The organism is Streptomyces narbonensis (assembly GCF_014649015.1).
GTDB classification, from domain to species: Bacteria; Actinomycetota; Actinomycetes; order Streptomycetales; family Streptomycetaceae; genus Streptomyces; species Streptomyces narbonensis.
In genome coordinates, this window is record NZ_BMSF01000013.1 from 83,332 (window position 1) to 99,036 (window position 15,705).

18 protein-coding genes and 1 pseudogene are annotated in these 15,705 nt (G+C 70.5%); 14 read left to right on the forward strand and 5 right to left on the reverse strand.

The genetic code is table 11. The annotated features are described in order from the left end of the window. The first annotated feature begins 51 nt into the window (after positions 1–51). The 5 genes and pseudogenes from IE124_RS35035 to IE124_RS24220 all read left to right on the forward strand — a co-directional run bounded on the left by IE124_RS35035 (position 52) and on the right by IE124_RS24220 (position 2,301). Complete coding sequence (locus IE124_RS35035; RefSeq protein WP_306432426.1) at positions 52–174, forward strand: hypothetical protein; 123 nt, start codon at positions 52–54, stop codon at positions 172–174. 87 nt (positions 175–261) lie between these two features. Then, positions 262–456 carry a Flp family type IVb pilin gene (locus IE124_RS24205; RefSeq protein ID WP_189510337.1) on the forward strand — a complete coding sequence of 65 codons (195 nt, stop codon included), beginning with the start codon at positions 262–264 and terminating at the stop codon, positions 454–456. 38 nt (positions 457–494) lie between these two features. Next, positions 495–1,073 (forward strand): annotated as a pseudogene (locus IE124_RS24210) (pilus assembly protein TadG-related protein); the annotation flags it as partial. Between the two features lie 31 nt (positions 1,074–1,104). Beyond that, the gene (locus IE124_RS24215; RefSeq protein WP_189510095.1) at positions 1,105–1,677 is read left to right on the forward strand and encodes a hypothetical protein; all 573 of its coding nucleotides are present in this window, start codon (positions 1,105–1,107) and stop codon (positions 1,675–1,677) included. A gap of 9 nt (positions 1,678–1,686) precedes the next feature. Next, positions 1,687–2,301 (forward strand): OmpA family protein, encoded by a 615-nt coding sequence (locus IE124_RS24220; RefSeq protein WP_189510097.1) that lies wholly within the window; start codon positions 1,687–1,689, stop codon positions 2,299–2,301. Here IE124_RS24220 and IE124_RS24225 read toward each other — a convergent pair. Beyond that, positions 2,298–3,236, reverse strand: coding sequence for a PDDEXK family nuclease (locus tag IE124_RS24225; RefSeq protein ID WP_189510099.1), 939 nt, complete (start codon positions 3,234–3,236; stop codon positions 2,298–2,300). The genes IE124_RS24220 and IE124_RS24225 overlap by 4 nt on opposite strands. 173 nt (positions 3,237–3,409) lie before the next feature. Here IE124_RS24225 and IE124_RS24230 point away from each other — a divergent pair, with 173 nt between their 5' ends. Both IE124_RS24230 and IE124_RS24235 read left to right on the forward strand, forming a co-directional pair. Next, positions 3,410–3,775, forward strand: a complete 366-nt coding sequence (locus IE124_RS24230; protein WP_150266500.1) for a hypothetical protein — start codon at positions 3,410–3,412, stop codon at positions 3,773–3,775. Between the two features lie 43 nt (positions 3,776–3,818). Beyond that, on the forward strand, positions 3,819–4,979 hold the full coding sequence (locus IE124_RS24235; protein ID WP_189510101.1) for a mannosyltransferase family protein: 1,161 nt from the start codon (positions 3,819–3,821) through the stop codon (positions 4,977–4,979). 15 nt (positions 4,980–4,994) lie between these two features. On the opposite strand, the gene IE124_RS24240 is transcribed toward IE124_RS24235, so the two are convergent. Next, positions 4,995–5,366, reverse strand: a complete 372-nt coding sequence (locus IE124_RS24240) for a DUF192 domain-containing protein (RefSeq protein WP_189510103.1) — start codon at positions 5,364–5,366, stop codon at positions 4,995–4,997. A 41-nt stretch (positions 5,367–5,407) separates the two neighbouring features. Here IE124_RS24240 and IE124_RS24245 point away from each other — a divergent pair, with 41 nt between their 5' ends. Then, complete coding sequence (locus IE124_RS24245) at positions 5,408–6,145, forward strand: prepilin peptidase (RefSeq protein ID WP_189510105.1); 738 nt, start codon at positions 5,408–5,410, stop codon at positions 6,143–6,145. 266 nt (positions 6,146–6,411) lie between these two features. Here IE124_RS24245 and mgrA read toward each other — a convergent pair whose 3' ends face one another. Continuing rightward, positions 6,412–7,449, reverse strand: coding sequence for an L-glyceraldehyde 3-phosphate reductase (gene mgrA, locus IE124_RS24250; protein ID WP_189510108.1), 1,038 nt, complete (start codon positions 7,447–7,449; stop codon positions 6,412–6,414). Between the two features lie 128 nt (positions 7,450–7,577). Between mgrA and IE124_RS24255 the strand changes: the two genes are divergently transcribed. The 5 genes from IE124_RS24255 to IE124_RS24275 all read left to right on the forward strand — a co-directional run bounded on the left by IE124_RS24255 (position 7,578) and on the right by IE124_RS24275 (position 13,376). Further along, a complete protein-coding gene (locus IE124_RS24255) occupies positions 7,578–8,339 on the forward strand; it encodes an isoprenyl transferase (protein ID WP_189510110.1) in 762 nt (253 codons plus the stop codon). 284 nt (positions 8,340–8,623) lie between these two features. Beyond that, a complete protein-coding gene (phoH2, locus tag IE124_RS24260; RefSeq protein WP_189510112.1) occupies positions 8,624–9,949 on the forward strand; it encodes an RNA 5'-3' helicase PhoH2 in 1,326 nt (441 codons plus the stop codon). 377 nt (positions 9,950–10,326) lie between these two features. Continuing rightward, positions 10,327–11,049, forward strand: coding sequence for an aggregation-promoting factor C-terminal-like domain-containing protein (locus IE124_RS24265; protein WP_189510114.1), 723 nt, complete (start codon positions 10,327–10,329; stop codon positions 11,047–11,049). A gap of 96 nt (positions 11,050–11,145) precedes the next feature. Next, positions 11,146–12,630, forward strand: a complete 1,485-nt coding sequence (locus IE124_RS24270) for an AI-2E family transporter (protein WP_189510116.1) — start codon at positions 11,146–11,148, stop codon at positions 12,628–12,630. After that, positions 12,627–13,376: a hypothetical protein gene (locus IE124_RS24275; RefSeq protein ID WP_189510118.1), complete on the forward strand. Its 750-nt coding sequence runs from the start codon at positions 12,627–12,629 to the stop codon at positions 13,374–13,376. The genes IE124_RS24270 and IE124_RS24275 overlap by 4 nt, the downstream gene beginning before the upstream one ends. Positions 13,377–13,460: 84 nt before the next feature. Here IE124_RS24275 and IE124_RS24280 read toward each other — a convergent pair whose 3' ends face one another. Beyond that, on the reverse strand, positions 13,461–13,994 hold the full coding sequence (locus tag IE124_RS24280; RefSeq protein ID WP_150266481.1) for an alkyl hydroperoxide reductase: 534 nt from the start codon (positions 13,992–13,994) through the stop codon (positions 13,461–13,463). Positions 13,995–14,006: 12 nt separating this feature from the next. Next, positions 14,007–14,561, reverse strand: coding sequence for a peroxiredoxin (locus IE124_RS24285; protein ID WP_024758658.1), 555 nt, complete (start codon positions 14,559–14,561; stop codon positions 14,007–14,009). A gap of 134 nt (positions 14,562–14,695) precedes the next feature. On the opposite strand from IE124_RS24285, the gene IE124_RS24290 reads away from it, so the two are divergent. Then, positions 14,696–15,670, forward strand: coding sequence for a hydrogen peroxide-inducible genes activator (locus IE124_RS24290; RefSeq protein WP_189510120.1), 975 nt, complete (start codon positions 14,696–14,698; stop codon positions 15,668–15,670). Positions 15,671–15,705: the final 35 nt, after the last annotated feature.

Below are 15,705 nucleotides of genomic sequence, written 5' to 3' on the forward strand. Positions count from 1 at the left end.
ACGCAACCGCATGTGACAGAGTGCGGACCGAGTGTGAGAGAGGTGGGGGTGGTGGACGTGACTGCTGCGGGCCTGAACGACCGGCGGATCGCCGCGACTTGCTTCGCCGAACTCCACTCCACGCTGCGCGCCGAGGCCATAGCCTCGTGGCTGGGCACCAGGCCCACGCGATGACCGGGGCCCACAGAGGGGCCCACGGGCCCTGTGAGTCGACACGACCGCCGGCGAACCGACGCGGAGGGGACCACGATGAACGACGCGATGCTGAAGGCCGTGACCAAGGCCAAGGTACGGCTGACGAGCCGACTGCTGTCCGGGGACCGGGGGCAGACGGCGGTGGAGTACCTGGGGATCATTGTGGTGGTGGTGGCGATCGTGGTGGCGATCACCGGTACGGATATCGGCCAGTCGATCAAGACCGCCATTACGCAGAAGATCGCCGACCTGACGAAGTAGCGCGATCCTCACGGCTAGGCGATGAAGGCCAGGCCTTCCCCGTCTATATCGCGGTCGTAGGTGGCTTGTTGTTCCTGGCCTTTGCCTACTTTGCCGTGGGGCAGGCTGCATTCACTCGGAACAGTGCCCAGACCGCGGCCGACGCCGCAGCTCTTGCAGCCGCGCAGGCTGCTCGGGATCGGTTGCGTGAGGACTGGCTCGAAGTCATTCTCTCCCCGGACCAATGGGACGGTTTCCTCCACGGCGGGGCCTACATGGACCCTGCCGCGTGTCAACGGGCGGGGGAGTTCGCGGCCCGGAACCAGGCAACTTTCTCGGGGGGTGGCTGTGAGCCTCTCGCCTCATGGGGATTTCGTGTGACGGTACGTACGACGGGTCCGGAGTCGCGGCATGCAACGGCGTCTGCCGAAGCAGTCATCGAACCGCGCTGTTCGTTCACGGAGCCGGAGCCCACTTTGGAGCCGACTCCGACGCCAACGGCACCCGGTGAGGGCGAGGAGGAAGAAGAGGTCCCGATCGAGGGGCTCGAGTGCGACGGAGTGGACTGGGAGATCGATCCGGAGAATCCGACCCTGCCCGACACTGTCGACCTCTTCACGGTCCGGCTGTCCGAATGACCTGCGACGACGAGTAAAGGAAGCGCGCTTCATGAACGTTCGTTATGCACGCAAGGGGCTGGCCTCCCTCGCAGTCGCGTCGGTGGCTCTCCTTGCGGTCGGCTGCGGAGCTGAGGAGAAGCCGAAGACCGCCAAGCCAAACGCGACTACGGCTGCTCCCCAGACGACACAGGGCGGGGAGAAGCAGCCCACCGCTGGCGAACCTGTGGAGGTGCTCGCCACCTTGAAGGGGCAGAAAGGTTTGGAGCTTTCCATCAGTTCGGCGGAGCGAGACGCGGGTGGATTCCTCACCGTAAAGGGTCGTCTGAGCAATAGCGGTGGCTCCGGGAGCGCAGTGCCTGCTCAGGTCAGCGGCAACGAGACCGAGGTCGTGAAGCACGGTACTTCGCTGGGTGGAGCAACCCTCGTCGACTCCGTAGGAAAGAAGCGCTACTACGTGCTGCGGGACACAGATGGGAGGCCGCTGACGACAGCTGGCCTCGGCATCGTCTCGGCGAGTGACCCGGTCGAGGTCTTCATGCAATTCCCCGCACCCCCCGCCACCACCACCGAAGTCTCCTTCCAGCTCCCCACCTTCGAACCCGCCACCCTCAAACTCTCCTGAGGCGACGCCATGACGACGACGAACCGCCGCCTGGCCGCCCTGGCCCTCGTCTCCGTGGCCATCTGGCCGCTCACCGTGCCCACCGCGCACGCCGACGATCCGCCCGGCTCCGCCGGCATTGCCGCTCCGCCGCCCGCCATCAACGCGAACGCGCCCGGCCTCATGCTTCCCGAGGGGGCCACCCTCGCGCCCGCCAAGGTGCTCGACATCAAGCAGATCGTCGAGGAGGAGGGCGGTGCGGAGCGCCGGCAGGACACCAACGTGGACGTGACCTTCGCGCTTCAGGCCGAGGTCCTGTTCCCGAAGAACAGCGCCAAGCTGAGCCCCGCCGCCACCTCCCGTATCGCCGCGATCGCCGCCGAGGTCAACAAGCTCGGTTCCGGTCGGGTCCGGGTCTTCGGGTTCACCGACAACCTTGGGACGTACGAGCACGGGCTCAAGCTCTCCAAGCAGCGTGCCGTCGCCGTGCAGCAGGTTCTCGCCCGGAGTCTCGACCCCGGGACGACGTTCGACATCCGGGGCTACAGCGAGGACTACCCGATCGCGGACAACGCCACCGAGGAGGGCCGGAAGAAGAACCGGCGCGTCGAGGTCTCCTTCCCCCGGACGACAGTCGCCCCTTAGGGCGACAGGGACGCGAGCGCCGTCCGGATCGTCGCCGTCATCCGGTCCGGGGCCGTGAAGACCTCCCTCGCCGTGAAGCGCAGCACCCGGCGGACCTCCGGGCAGGACTGGAGCGCGTTGAAGCGGGCGACGTCCCGTTCGTGGGCCCGGCGCGTGCCGTGGAAGGCGTAGCCCTCCACCTCCACCGCCAGGCCCGCCTCGCGGAAGAGGAAGTCGGGGCGCAGGGGTCGGCCGGCTCCGGCCGGCCACAGCGGCGGCTGCGACTCGGGGCGCAGGTCCGCGTCCCGCATCCGGAGCCGGGCGACCGACTCCGCCGGCGAGCCCGAGGCCGCCTCGGTCAGGGGCAGCCAGGCGCGGGCGCGCGGCCCGCCCGTGCGGGGCCTGGCCAGTTCGGCGGCCAGGTCCTCGTACCGGACGAGCGCCTCGCGCCGTACGCCCCCGACCACCCGCCGCGCCAGCGCCGAGTCCGCCGCGACTACCGCCTCCTCGCGGCTGCCGCAGCTCCGTATGAGGTCGCCGACCGTCCGCGCCGGGGTAGTCACCCGAAGCCCCCGCCGGACCGACTCGTCCCCGTCCGTCAGGAAGGACGTGGCCCTCACCCGTATCAGGGAGTCCTGGGTCGAACGGGACGACGCCGGTGCCGTGAAGTCGAGCGGCGGCACGAGGTCCACGGCCGCCCCGCCCAGCAGCTCGATGCGGTGCAGCCGCGCCGCCGTCCCGTGGCTGCACACCAGCTCCGGGCGGAGGAGCTGGAGCGCCGTCGCCCGCACCCGCCAGTCCACGTCCTTCCCCGGGACCGCCCACGCGCCCCGGCAGATCCCCTGCCATCCGTCCCGGCGCAGGCGTCCCGCCAGGCGGCCCCGGGGCCAGCCCGCCGCGAGCGCCCAGACCGTGAGGAGTACCCCGCCCCTCGCGAGGATCGCCAACTCGTACATACGCCCAACGATCCACGGAAGAGGGATACTTCGCACCCCCTGTGGAAAACCCGGAGAAACTCGTCGTCAGGAAAGCGCAAAACTGACGAGACGTCCCCGCCGTCGAGGAGCATTCTGGAGCGGAGTGATCGGAGTACCCGACACCACATGGATCGTTCCGAAGTGGGCTGCCGATGACGTCGACGACGCCGAGTGTCCAGCTGGTCAGTGATCTCGTCACCCGGATTCCCGAGTTCCGGGGTGCGTACGAGACCCATGTCTTCACCCAGGGCGATGTCCTGCCGCACGTCTTCTTCTGGGACGTCGTCCAGGGCACCGTCCGTTCCTTCCTCGGGGAGGACCCGACCGCCGCCGACTGGCGCCGGACGCTCGACTTCCTGGAGGAGCAGTGCTGTCGCGGTGTCCTCGGTATCGACGAGGTCATCGTCACGTCGTTCCTCGGTGACCTGCCCTCCCCGCAGGAGCCCGGTCACGCCATCGTCCATCAGCTCGGCCCCGCCCTTTCTGCGAAGTTCGTCCGCATAAGGCCCCTCGGGTGAGGCGGGGGACAGACCCGTACGGATAATCGGGATAATCGGCGGCATGTCCGCGCCCGACCGTCCCCGCAACACCCTCAGCCTCCGCCGTCCCCTCAGCCCCACCGGCATCAGCCCCACCGGCATCAGCCCCACCGTCCTAGCCGTCGGTGGCTACGTCCTCACCCGTGTCATCGGGCTCGCCGTCCTCGCCATCGCCGCCGCCGCGACCGGCAAGGACGGCCTGCACCGGCTCAAGGGCCGCTGGGACTCCGTCTGGTACGTCCGCGTCGCCGAGCACGGATACGGGTACGAGGTCACCCTGCCGAACGGCGACGTCCACTCCGACCTCGCCTTCTTCCCGCTCCTCCCCGCCCTGGAACGGGGCCTGTCCGCCGTCCTCCCCCTCGACGCGGCCACCGCCGGGCTGGTCGTGTCCTGGACGGCCGCGGTCGCCGCCGCCTGGGGCATCTACAAGTGCGGCGCCCACTTCGCGGGGGAGCGCGCGGGCGTGCTGCTCGCCGTCCTCTGGGGCGTGTACCCGACCGCGTTCGTGCAGTCGATGGCGTACACCGAGACCCTGTTCACGGCCTTCGCCGCCTGGTCGCTGTACGCCGTGCTGCGCGGGCGGTGGATCCTGGCCGGCCTCCTGTGTGCCGCCGCCGGGCTCACCCGGCCGACCGCCGTCGCGCTGATCGCCGCCCTCGGGATCACGGCCCTCGTCACCCTCGTACGGGAGCGGAGGCTGCCCCTCCGGACGGTCGCCGGGGTGCTGATCGCGCCGCTGGGCTGGTTCGCGTACATCGCCTACGTCGGGGTCCGCCGGCACAGTCCCACCGCCTACTTCGACGTCCAGGCCGCCTGGGGCAACTCCATCGACGGCGGCGTCGCCCTCGCCCGGTTCATCGCCGGCCTGCCCTGGCCCGCGGCCCTCGGCCTCTGCGCGGCGCTCGCGCTGCTCGGCTGGCTCGTCGCCCTGTGCGTACGGCAGAAGCAGCCGCTGCCGCTGCTCGTCCACACGATCGGCGTCGTCTTCGTCTCGCTCGTCGGCGCCGCCTACTTCGGATCCCGGCCGCGCCTGATGATGCCCGCCTTCGGGCTGCTGCTCCCGCCCGCCGTCGCCCTCGCGCGGCTCAGGACACGCACGACCCCGCCCGTCCTCGCCGGACTCGCGCTCGCCTCCGCCGCCTACGGGGCCTTCACCCTGCTCGGCTCGGGCCCGCCGTGACGACGTCGGTGCACCTCACCTTCCTCGGCTCGGGTCCGCCGTGATCCGCACGGACGTGCCCGGCCGCAGTCCCCACTCCGCCATCGCGCCCGCCTCCGCCTCCAGGACGTGCCGGCCGCGCGGCCTCACCATCCCGAGGCGGCCCGGCCGCATCGTCACCACCGACAGCACCCGCAGCGAGCGGTCCAGATAGGCCACGTCGATCGCGAACCGCATGCCGAAGGTGTGCACGCTGTTCGTCGGCGTGATCAGGAGCGCTCCCGCGATTCCGTCCCGGCCCAGCAGGCCCCTCCGCCGCGCCCGGTACGACGCCGCGATCTCCAGCGGGATCTCCGGCCCCGGCGAAGCCGGCATCAGCGTCCCCGCCCCGTCCACCCATTTCCCCATGCGCCAGACCGTAGCGGCCCCCCGACCCTAGGGTCGGGTCCGTGTACGTCACGCTGATCTTCGCCGCGGCCCTGTGGGGGGCCGCCGTCGGGCTGCTCGTCCCGCGGGCCGCGTACCGGCTGGCCGTGCCCGCCGAGGAGCCGTGGCGGGACCGGTGTCCCGCCGGGCACCCGCTCGCGGGTCCCGCGCGCGGCTGGCTCGGCGGGCCCGGGCGGCAGGACTGCGCCACCACTCCCACCCCGCTCGCCGCACCGCTCCTCACCGCCCTCGCCTGCGCCGCGCTCGCCGCCGCGACCGGCGGGCCCCGGCCCGAGCTGGCGGTCTGGCTGATCGGCGCGCCCTTCGCCGTCCTCCTCGCCTGCGTCGACGCCCGCGTCCACCGGCTCCCCGACGGGCTCACCCTGCCGCTCGCCGCCGCCGTCCCGCTGCTCCTCGGCGCCGCCGAGCTCCTGCCGTACGAGGCCGGCTCCTGGCTCCACGCCCTCCTCGGCGCGCTCGCCCTCGGCGGGTCCTATCTGGTGCTGTACGTGATCAACCCGGCCGGACTCGGCTTCGGTGACGTCAAACTGGCGCTCCCGCTGGGCGCCGCGCTCGGCTGGTACGGCTGGGGCGTCCTCTTCGCCGGGGCCTTCGCGGGCTTCCTCCTCGGAGCCGTCTACGGCATCGGGCTCGTCCTGCTGCGCCGTGCGGACCGTTCCTCCGCGATCCCCTTCGGCCCGTTCATGCTGGTGGGAGCCCTGCTCGGGCTGCTCCTCGGGGCGTTCAGCGCGCTCCCGTGACGGGCCGTCCCGTCAACGCCGCGCCTCTGCCGGCCGGTCCCTCTTCGGAGGGACGGAACCCCGCCGCCACGCGGGGGCGCAAACCCGCCACACGGCCCCAGAGCCCTTGTCCGGACTGGGATCCGCCACTTCCCGCGGGATGAGTTCCGCGTACGTGGCGCGCAACACGACTATCGAAGGGTTATGGTGGAAACCCCCCCTCGGGCCGGTCCGTATCCCCCCCACGGACCGGCCCGTTTTTCTTTCTCCGGTCTACGGGCCCGGTGTCAGCCCCGGCTCGCCCAGATGTTCGTGCCGGCGGTGTCGACCGCGAACGAGTCGATCTCCTTGAGCTCCTCGGCGGTCAGCGGCGCACCCGCGAGCGCGGCCACGTTCTCCTCCAGCTGGGCCACGCTGGACGCGCCGATCAGTGCCGAGGTCATCCGCTCGTCGCGCAGCACCCACGCCAGCGCGAGCTGCGCCAGCGACTGGCCCCTTCGCTCCGCGATGCCCGCGAGGCCGCGCAGGCGCCGCAGCACCTCGTCCGAGAGCAGGTTCGGGTCGAGGGACTTGCCCTGGGTGGCCCGCGAGCCCTCCGGGATGCCCTTCAGGTACTTGTTGGTGAGCAGCCCCTGCGCCAGCGGCACGAAGGAGATGCACCCCATGCCGGCGTCCTCCAGGGTGTCGAGGAGGCCGTCCTCCTCGGTCCAGCGGTTGATCATGGAGTACGAGGGCTGGTGGATGAGCGGCCGGACGCCCATCTCCTGCAGGATCCGGGCGGCCTCGGCGGTCTGCTCGCTGTTGTACGAGGAGACGCCGACGTACAGCGCCTTGCCCTGCTGGACGGCGGAGGCCAGGGCCCCCATCGTCTCCTCCAGCGGGGTGTGCGGGTCGAAGCGGTGCGAGTAGAAGATGTCGACGTAGTCGAGGCCCATCCGCTTCAGCGAGGCGTCGAGCGAGGACATCAGGTACTTGCGGGAGCCCCACTCGCCGTACGGGCCGGGGTGCATCTCGTAACCGGCCTTGGTGGAGACGATCAGCTCGTCGCGGTAGGGCGCGAAGTCCTGGGCGAAGAGCTTGCCGAAGTTGAGCTCGGCCGAGCCGGGCGGGGGCCCGTAGTTGTTCGCCAGGTCGAAGTGGGTCACGCCCAGGTCGAAGGCGCGGCGCAGGATGGCGCGCTGGGTGCCGAGTGCCTTGTCGTCGCCGAAGTTGTGCCAGAGGCCGAGGGAGACCGCCGGGAGCTTCAGGCCGCTGCGGCCCGTGCGGCGGTACTCCATGGTGTCGTAGCGGTCCGCGGAGGCGCGGTACAGGGGGGAATCAGTCACGTATCTCTGCTTATCACGGACTTGTGACAGTCCCGGGCTGGGAGCCCCTCGCCCGTCCGCAGTAGTGTGGCGGCTTGCGGACCGCCGCTGCCGGGCGGGCCCGCCGGTGCATGGAGAGGTAAAGAACAGTGAACCTGCGCGACCTGGTGTACGGGCTCTACGCACGCCGGGTGGAAGGCCGCCTCGACCACGCCCAGGTGCCCAAGCACATCGGGGTCATCCTCGACGGGAACCGGCGTTGGGCCAAGGCGTCCGGCGGGACCCCCGAACAGGGGCACAAGGCGGGCGCGGACAAGATCCAGGAGCTGCTCGGCTGGTGCGCCGAGACGGACGTCGAGGTCGTCACGCTCTGGATGCTGTCCACGGACAACCTGAACCGGCCCGAGGAGCAGCTGGTCCCGCTGCTCGGCATCATCGAGAACGCCGTGCGCGCGCTGGCCGCCGACGGCCGCTGGCGGGTCAACCACGTCGGCACGATGGACCTGCTGCCGGCCCGTACCCAGTCCGTGCTGAAGGAGGCCGAGCAGGCCACCCGCGCCAACACCGGAATACTGGTGAACGTGGCGGTGGGCTACGGCGGCCGACAGGAGATCGCGGACGCGGTCCGCTCGCTGCTCCTGGAGCACGCGGAGCGGGGGACGAGCTTCGAGGAGCTCGCCGAGATCGTCGACGTCGAGCACATCTCGGAGCACCTCTACACGCGCGGTCAGCCCGACCCGGATCTGGTGATCCGTACGAGTGGCGAGCAGCGTCTGTCCGGATTCATGCTGTGGCAGAGCGCCCATTCCGAGTACTACTTCTGTGAAGTGCACTGGCCGGCCTTCCGTAAGGTCGACTTCCTGCGGGCCCTGCGCGACTACGCGGCCCGGCACCGGCGCTACGGGACCTGACAGACCCGGTCGGAACCGATCATCTGGTGTTCACGAACACGTCGTCATATGCCATGGCATGGCAGAGGTGGTTCGAGGGCATATCCCTGGTGAAGTGAGCGGCACGGAGACCGCCACCCGGGAGGCCCCTTGCACCAGGACGACCGTGCGGGACACGTACGGGAGAAGCGGAGGGCCGTGGTTCGGCCCGCGCATCGCGGCCTGAACCCGGTCCCATTCCGCAGCGACACCGGTTCCGTCGCGCCCCGACCTCTATGGGGTCTTCAGAGGGGGTCTGTCCTTCCGTGGTGACCAGCACGAAGCGCCGCCTTAACGACCGGCGCACCTATGTTCTCGACACCAGCGTCCTGCTGGCCGACCCCAACGCGTTGTCCCGGTTCGACGAGCACGAAGTCGTGCTCCCGATCGTCGTGGTCACCGAGTTGGAGGCCAAGCGGCATCACCCCGAGCTCGGCTACTTCGCCCGGCAGGCCCTGCGCCTGCTCGACGACTTCCGGGTCAGGTACGGACGCCTCGACGCCCCGCTCCCCATCGGGGAGCTCGGCGGCACCCTGCGTGTCGAACTCAACCATTCCGACCCCGGCGTACTGCCCGCCGGCTACAGGTTGGGGGACAACGACTCACGGATCCTCGCGGTAGCGCGGAACCTCCAGGCGGAGGGGTACGACGTCACGGTCGTCTCCAAGGACCTGCCGCTGCGCATCAAGGCCTCCTCGGTCGGCCTCCTCGCGGAGGAGTACCGCGCCGAACTGGCCATCACGGACGCCAACGGCTGGACCGGGATGTCCGAGCTCGCGCTCTCCGGGGAGCAGGTCGACCTGCTCTACGACCAGGACTCGCTGCACGTGCCGGAGGCCGCCGACCTGCCGGTGCACACGGGCCTGACCATCCAGTCCGAGCGCGGCAAGGCGCTCGGCCGGGTCACGGCCGACGGGAACGTGAAGCTGGTCCGGGGCGACCGGGAGGCCTTCGGGCTCCGCGGCCGCAGCGCCGAGCAGCGGATCGCGCTCGATCTGCTCCTCGACCCGGACGTCGGCATCATCTCGATGGGCGGCCGGGCCGGCACGGGCAAGTCCGCGCTCGCGCTCTGCGCGGGCCTGGAGGCGGTCCTGGAGCGCCGGCAGCACCAGAAGGTGATGGTCTTCCGCCCGCTGTACGCGGTCGGCGGCCAGGAGCTCGGCTACCTGCCGGGCAGCGAGGCGGAGAAGATGAGCCCCTGGGCTCAGGCGGTCTTCGACACGCTGTCCTCGGTGGCGAGCCGCGAGGTCATCGAGGAGGTGCTCGGCCGCGGGATGCTGGAGGTCCTGCCGCTCACCCACATCCGGGGCCGCTCCCTCCACGACGCCTTCGTCATCGTGGACGAGGCCCAGTCCCTGGAGCGGAACGTCCTGTTGACCGTTCTGTCCCGGATCGGGGCGAATTCACGGGTCGTCCTGACCCATGACGTCGCCCAGCGCGACAACCTCCGGGTCGGCCGGTACGACGGAGTCGTCGCCGTGATCGAGAAACTGAAGGGGCATCCGCTCTTCGCCCACGTCACCCTCACCCGCTCCGAGCGCTCCCAGATCGCCGCGCTCGTCACCGAGATGCTGGAGGACGGTCAGATCTGACCCGTTTCGTACGCCTCTGTACGCGTACGGCAGTTGGCGCCGCCCGGCAAAGCGCAGGAGCTTAGCCGGGCGGCGCACTCCTGTCCGCTGTATCTCCCAAAACACCTGCGTCCAGCGAGGTGTGAGCTTTCACACGCATCGCAGAATTGCCTTGCGGTGTCGCCGTCCGGCAAAGTCTTGCTTCCGTCAGGCCCCGCATACGGCACCCGTGCACCCTCATCGGTGCGCACCCCTGAACAACTCAACAGTCGTCAGCCGTATGCCGCCCACAGCACCACGGGCCCGTGTCTTCAGTGACCCAGTACGTCGGAGACCAGCGCCAGGGGCACGATTTCGCCCGCGTGGTCACCTGTGCGGGCGTGCTGGAAGGAAACCGTGTGAGCCGGATCTCGGTCCGGGGATTCGCGGTGGCTTCGGCCACTGCGGTCACCACCGTCGGCGCCGTCGTCGGCGTTGCCTCGGGCAACGCCGTCCAGGCTTCGGATGACAACTTCGAGGCCACCGCGGCCGACACCACGCTGCTCGCGGACATCCCCGCGGGCGAGCAGGCCCAGGTACAGGTCTCCTCGCTCTCGGAGCAGGCCGACGTCCAGGCCGCGGCCGCCGACGCCACCGCGAAGAAGACCGCGGAGGAGAACGCCCGGCTCCGCGCCGCCAAGGACGCCGAGGCCAAGAAGGAGGCAGCCGACAAGGCCGCCGCCGAGGCCAAGGCCGAGGAGGAGCGCAAGGAGCGCGAGAAGGAAGAGGCCGAGCGCGCCAGCCGCTCCGCGGTACGCGACGCCTCCAGCTTCTCCGCCCAGGGCTCGTACTCCGTCGCCGAGGTCAAGGCGATGGCCCGCCAGATGATCCCGGCCTCGCAGTTCCAGTGCTTCAGCAACATCGTGAACCACGAGTCCACGTGGAACTACCGCGCGGTCAACCCGTCTTCGGGCGCCTACGGCCTCGTGCAGGCCCTGCCGGGCAGCAAGATGTCCTCGGCCGGCGCCGACTGGCAGACGAACCCCGCCACCCAGATCAAGTGGGGCCTCAGCTACATGGACAGCCGCTACGGCAGCCCCTGTGGCGCCTGGTCGTTCTGGCAGGCCAACCGCTGGTACTAGTACCGGCGTGCTCAACCTCGTGGAGCCCCTCACCGTCCTACGGTGAGGGGCTCTTGCGTGTAGGTTGCGAAAACGAGCGGGGGGAAGAAGGAAGCGATGTCGAGACTGCCGGGATGGCTGGCGCGGCTGGGCGAGGGCCTGAGCCGCATGGGCGAACGCCTGGACGAGCGCAGGGCCGAGGCGGAACGCGAAGATCCGCTCGGGCCGTCGTACGAGAGCGAGGCGGGGCACGGGGACACCACCGCCCCCGACCCGCACGAGGACGCGACCACCCCCGCGCCCGAGCGCCGCGCCGCCGCGGAGGCGGATGCCGACGCCCTCCCGCCCTTCCCGACAGCCGCCCCGGTCCCGGTGGGCGACGACAAGGACGGAACCGGCCGCTCCGTCCCCGCGCCTCCCTCGTACGCCCCCGCCGTCGCCGCCCGCCCCGACCCCGCCGCCGCTATCCCCTGGGGCATGCGCGTGGCGGCGGAGGCGAGTTGGCGGCTCCTCGTCTTCGCGGGCACGCTCTGGGTGCTGATGAAGGTGATCAGCTCCGTCCAGCTCGTCGTCCTCGCCTTCGTCGCCGCGCTGCTCGTCACCGCCCTGCTCCAGCCCACCGTCGCCCGGCTCCGCACCATGGGCCTGCCGCGCGGACTCGCCACCGCCGTCACCGCCGTCTCCGGCTTCGTCGTGATGGGACTGGTCGGCTGGTTCGTGGTCTGGCAGGTCATGGACAACATCGACAACCTGTCCGACCAGGTCAAGGACGGCATCGAGGAGCTCAAGCTCGGGCTGCTCAACAGTCCCTTCCATGTGACCGAGCAGCAGATCAACGCGATCGCGAAGAACCTCAGCGACTCCGTCGGGACGAACGCCGAGCAGATCACGCAGGTCGGACTCCAGGGCGTCACGGTCGTCGTCGAGACGCTCACCGGCATCCTGCTGGCCATGTTCTCGACGCTCTTCCTGCTCTACGACGGGAAGAAGGTCTGGGAGTGGACGCTCAAGCTCGTCCCCGCCCAGGCCCGGCCGGGCGTCGCCGGCGCGGGACCGCGCGCCTGGCGCACGCTCACCGCCTATGTGCGCGGCACCGTGCTCGTCGCCCTGATCGACGCGGTCTTCATCGGCCTCGGCCTCTACTTCCTCGATGTGCCGATGGCCGTGCCGCTCGCCGTCTTCATCTTCCTCTTCGCCTTCATCCCGCTCGTCGGCGCGGTGATCTCCGGCGCACTCGCCGTCGTCGTCGCCCTCGTCACCAACGGTCTGTTCACCGCGCTCATGGTGCTCGTCGTCGTCCTCGCCGTGCAGCAGATCGAGGGCCATGTGCTCCAGCCCTTCATCCTCGGGCGCGCGGTGCGGGTCCACCCGCTGGCCGTCGTCCTCGCGGTCGCGGCCGGCGGTCTGATCGCGGGCATCGGCGGTGCCGTGGTCGCCGTCCCGCTGGTGGCCGTGTCCAACACCGTGGTCGGCTACCTGCGCGCGTACAGCACCGAACAGGCCTTGCGCAGCACGCCGGAACCGCGCGGCGCGACCGCGTTCGCAGTGGCCCCGACCCCGGCGCCGGGATCGGGAGCCGACAAGGGGGAGAAGCACACGTGATATCCGAGCCGGAACTCGTCGACGGGGACGGTTTCGTCATCTCCGAGGTCCTCGCCGAGACACCGCCGTCCGGCCCGCCGCGCCCGCCCCGCGCCCGCCGCCCCTGGCTGTGGGCGCTCGGCGGCGCGGTGGCGGCGTCGGCGGTGTGGGGCGGCGGACTCTACGCGTACGAGAAACGCCAGGACGCGGGGCCGGACATGCGTGGGTACAAGAGCGTGAAGAGCCTCTGCGAGACGGCGGAGCTGAAGGGGCTCGCCGCAGTCCTGGGGGAGCGGTCGAGCGACGGCGACGGCTGGGAGAGCGGATCCACGGGCGAATCGGGCTCCGGAGTGGACGTCGGCACCTCCGGCGGAGGGAACGGACCCGCGGATCCGGTTCTGGAGTTCGCGCAGTGCTCGCTGATGTTCGGGCCCCTGGAGAACGGCTACAGCGGGAGCGTCAGCTACACCCGCCATCTGGTGACCGATCCCGGACCCGAGTTCGACGCCGTGGCGCGGCGCTTCGGCGAGGCGGAGCCGTACGCGGGGCTGGGGGAGAAGGCGTACATGACCGTCCAGGACGGCATGGGGGCGGAGCTCCGGGTGCTCGACGGGCAGGTGGAGATCGAGATCAACTTCACCGAGACGGCCAGCTGGAACGGGGACGAGGACACACCGATCCAGGAGACCAAGCCGGTCGACCTCTCCGGGATCGAGGTCCCGCTGGCCCAGGACATGCTCGCGCTCATGGAGGCGCTCAAGAAGTGACCCGCCCGGGGAGGACCTGCGCGGGTACGAGGAAGGGCCCCGGGGCTTTCGCGCCCGGGGCCCTTCTCGTACGACGGTCACGCCTTACTCGGCGAGGACCGCCTCCGCGTCGAGGGTGACGCCGACGGCCTGGATCACCGCGGCGATCTTCACGGCCTCCTGGATCGTCTCGCGGTCGACACCGGCCTGGCGCAGGACCTGCTCGTGCGAGTCCAGGCACTGGCCGCAGCCGTTGATCGCGGAGACGGCCAGCGACCAGAGCTCGAAGTCGACCTTGTCGACGCCCGGCTTGCCGATGACGTTCATCCGCAGACCGGCGCGCATCGTCCCGTACTCGGGGTCCGACAGCAGGTGCCGGGTCCGGTAGAAGACGTTGTTCATCGCCATGATCGCGGCGGCGGACTTGGCGGCCTGGTACGCCTCGGGCTTCAGGTTGGCCTGGGCCTCGGGCTCCAGCTCCTTGAGGACGATCGGCGAGCGCGAGGCGATCGCGCAGGCGAGGACCGTGCCCCAGAGCTGCTGCTGCGGGAGCTCGCTGTTGCCGATGACCGAACCGAGGTTCAGCTTCAGGTCCTTGGCGAAGTCCGGTATGGCGGCCTTGAGTTCGTCGAGAGCCATCTCAGATCGCCCTTACTCGCCCGAGAGGAGGGCGGCGGCGTCGAGGGTGCCCTCGCCCTTGTTCCAGTTGCACGGGCACAGCTCGTCGGTCTGCAGGGCGTCGAGCACCCGCAGGACCTCCTTGGGGTTACGGCCGACGGAGCCGGCGGTCACCATGGTGAACTGGATCTCGTTGTTCGGGTCCACGATGAAGACGGCGCGCTGGGCGAAGCCGTCCTCGCCGCGGACGCCGCAGTCGCTCATGAGCTCGTGCTTCGAGTCGGCGAGCATCGGGAAGGGCAGGTCACGCAGGTCGGCGTGGTCCTTGCGCCAGGCGTGGTGCACGAACTCGGAGTCGCCGGAGACGCCGAGGATCTGGGCGTCACGGTCCGCGAACTCGTCGTTCAGCTTGCCGAACGCGGCGATCTCGGTGGGGCAGACGAAGGTGAAGTCCTTCGGCCAGAAGAACACCACGCGCCACTTGCCCTCGTAGGCCTTGTGGTCGATCTGCTCGAACTCCTTGCCGCTCTCCAGCGACACGCAGGCGGTCAGGTCGTAGGTGGGGAACTTGTCACCGACAGTGAGCACGCGCTCTCCTTGCGAAACAGGAAGGGTCCCTTTTGGGGTCTTCCATGGGGGTTGGACGTGGCCCCAGCATGGCACGGAGTGCATTGATCAGTGAAATAGCTAGAGTGGGTCGTGTTGATCGAAGGTGGTTATCAGTGGCGTCCCCCTACACCCCGCCGTACGGCCCGCACCGAGGCAAGCAGCCGAGCCTTTCGCAGCTCAGGGCCTTTGCCGCGGTCGCCGAGCATCTGCACTTCCGCGATGCGGCCGCGGCCATCGGCATGAGCCAGCCCGCCCTCTCGGGCGCGGTTTCGGCTCTCGAAGAGGCACTCGGTGTCCAGCTCCTCGAGCGTACGACCCGGAAGGTGCTGCTCTCGCCCGCGGGGGAGCGGCTCGCGGTGCGCGCGCGGGCCGTCCTGGACGCGGTCGCCGAGCTGATGGAGGAGGCGGAGGCGGCCCAGGCGCCCTTCACCGGGGTCCTGCGGCTCGGCGTGATCCCGACCGTCGCGCCGTATCTGCTGCCCACCGTCCTGCGGCTCGTCCACCGGCGCTACCCCGAGCTCGACCTCCAGGTCCACGAGGAGCAGACCTCCTCCCTCCTGGAGGGTCTCGCGGCAGGGCGGCTCGACCTGCTGCTGCTCGCCGTGCCGCTCGGCATGCCCGGCGTCACCGAACTTCCCCTCTTCGACGAGGACTTCGTGCTCGTCACACCGCAGGGGCATCCGCTGGCAGGGCGGGACGACATCCCCCGCGAGGCCCTCAAGGAGCTGCGGCTGCTGCTCCTCGACGAGGGGCACTGCCTGCGAGACCAGGCCCTCGACATCTGCCGCGAAGCAGGCCGCACCGACGGCGCCGAGGTCACCACCACCGCCGCCGGGCTCTCCACCCTGGTCCAGCTGGTGGCCGGCGGCCTCGGCGTGACCCTGCTGCCGCGCACCGCCGTGACGGTGGAGACGGCCCGCAACAGCGCCCTGTGGACGGGGCTCTTCACGGAACCGGCGCCCTCGCGGCGGATCGCCCTCGCGATGCGGACCGGGGCCGCCCGGCACGCCGAGTTCGCGGAGCTGGCGGAGGAGCTGCGGGGTGCGATGAAGGGGCTTCCGGTACGGGTGGTGGCCGAGGGCGCCTGAGGCGCGTACGCCGACGGGCGCGGGTCCCCGGAGCC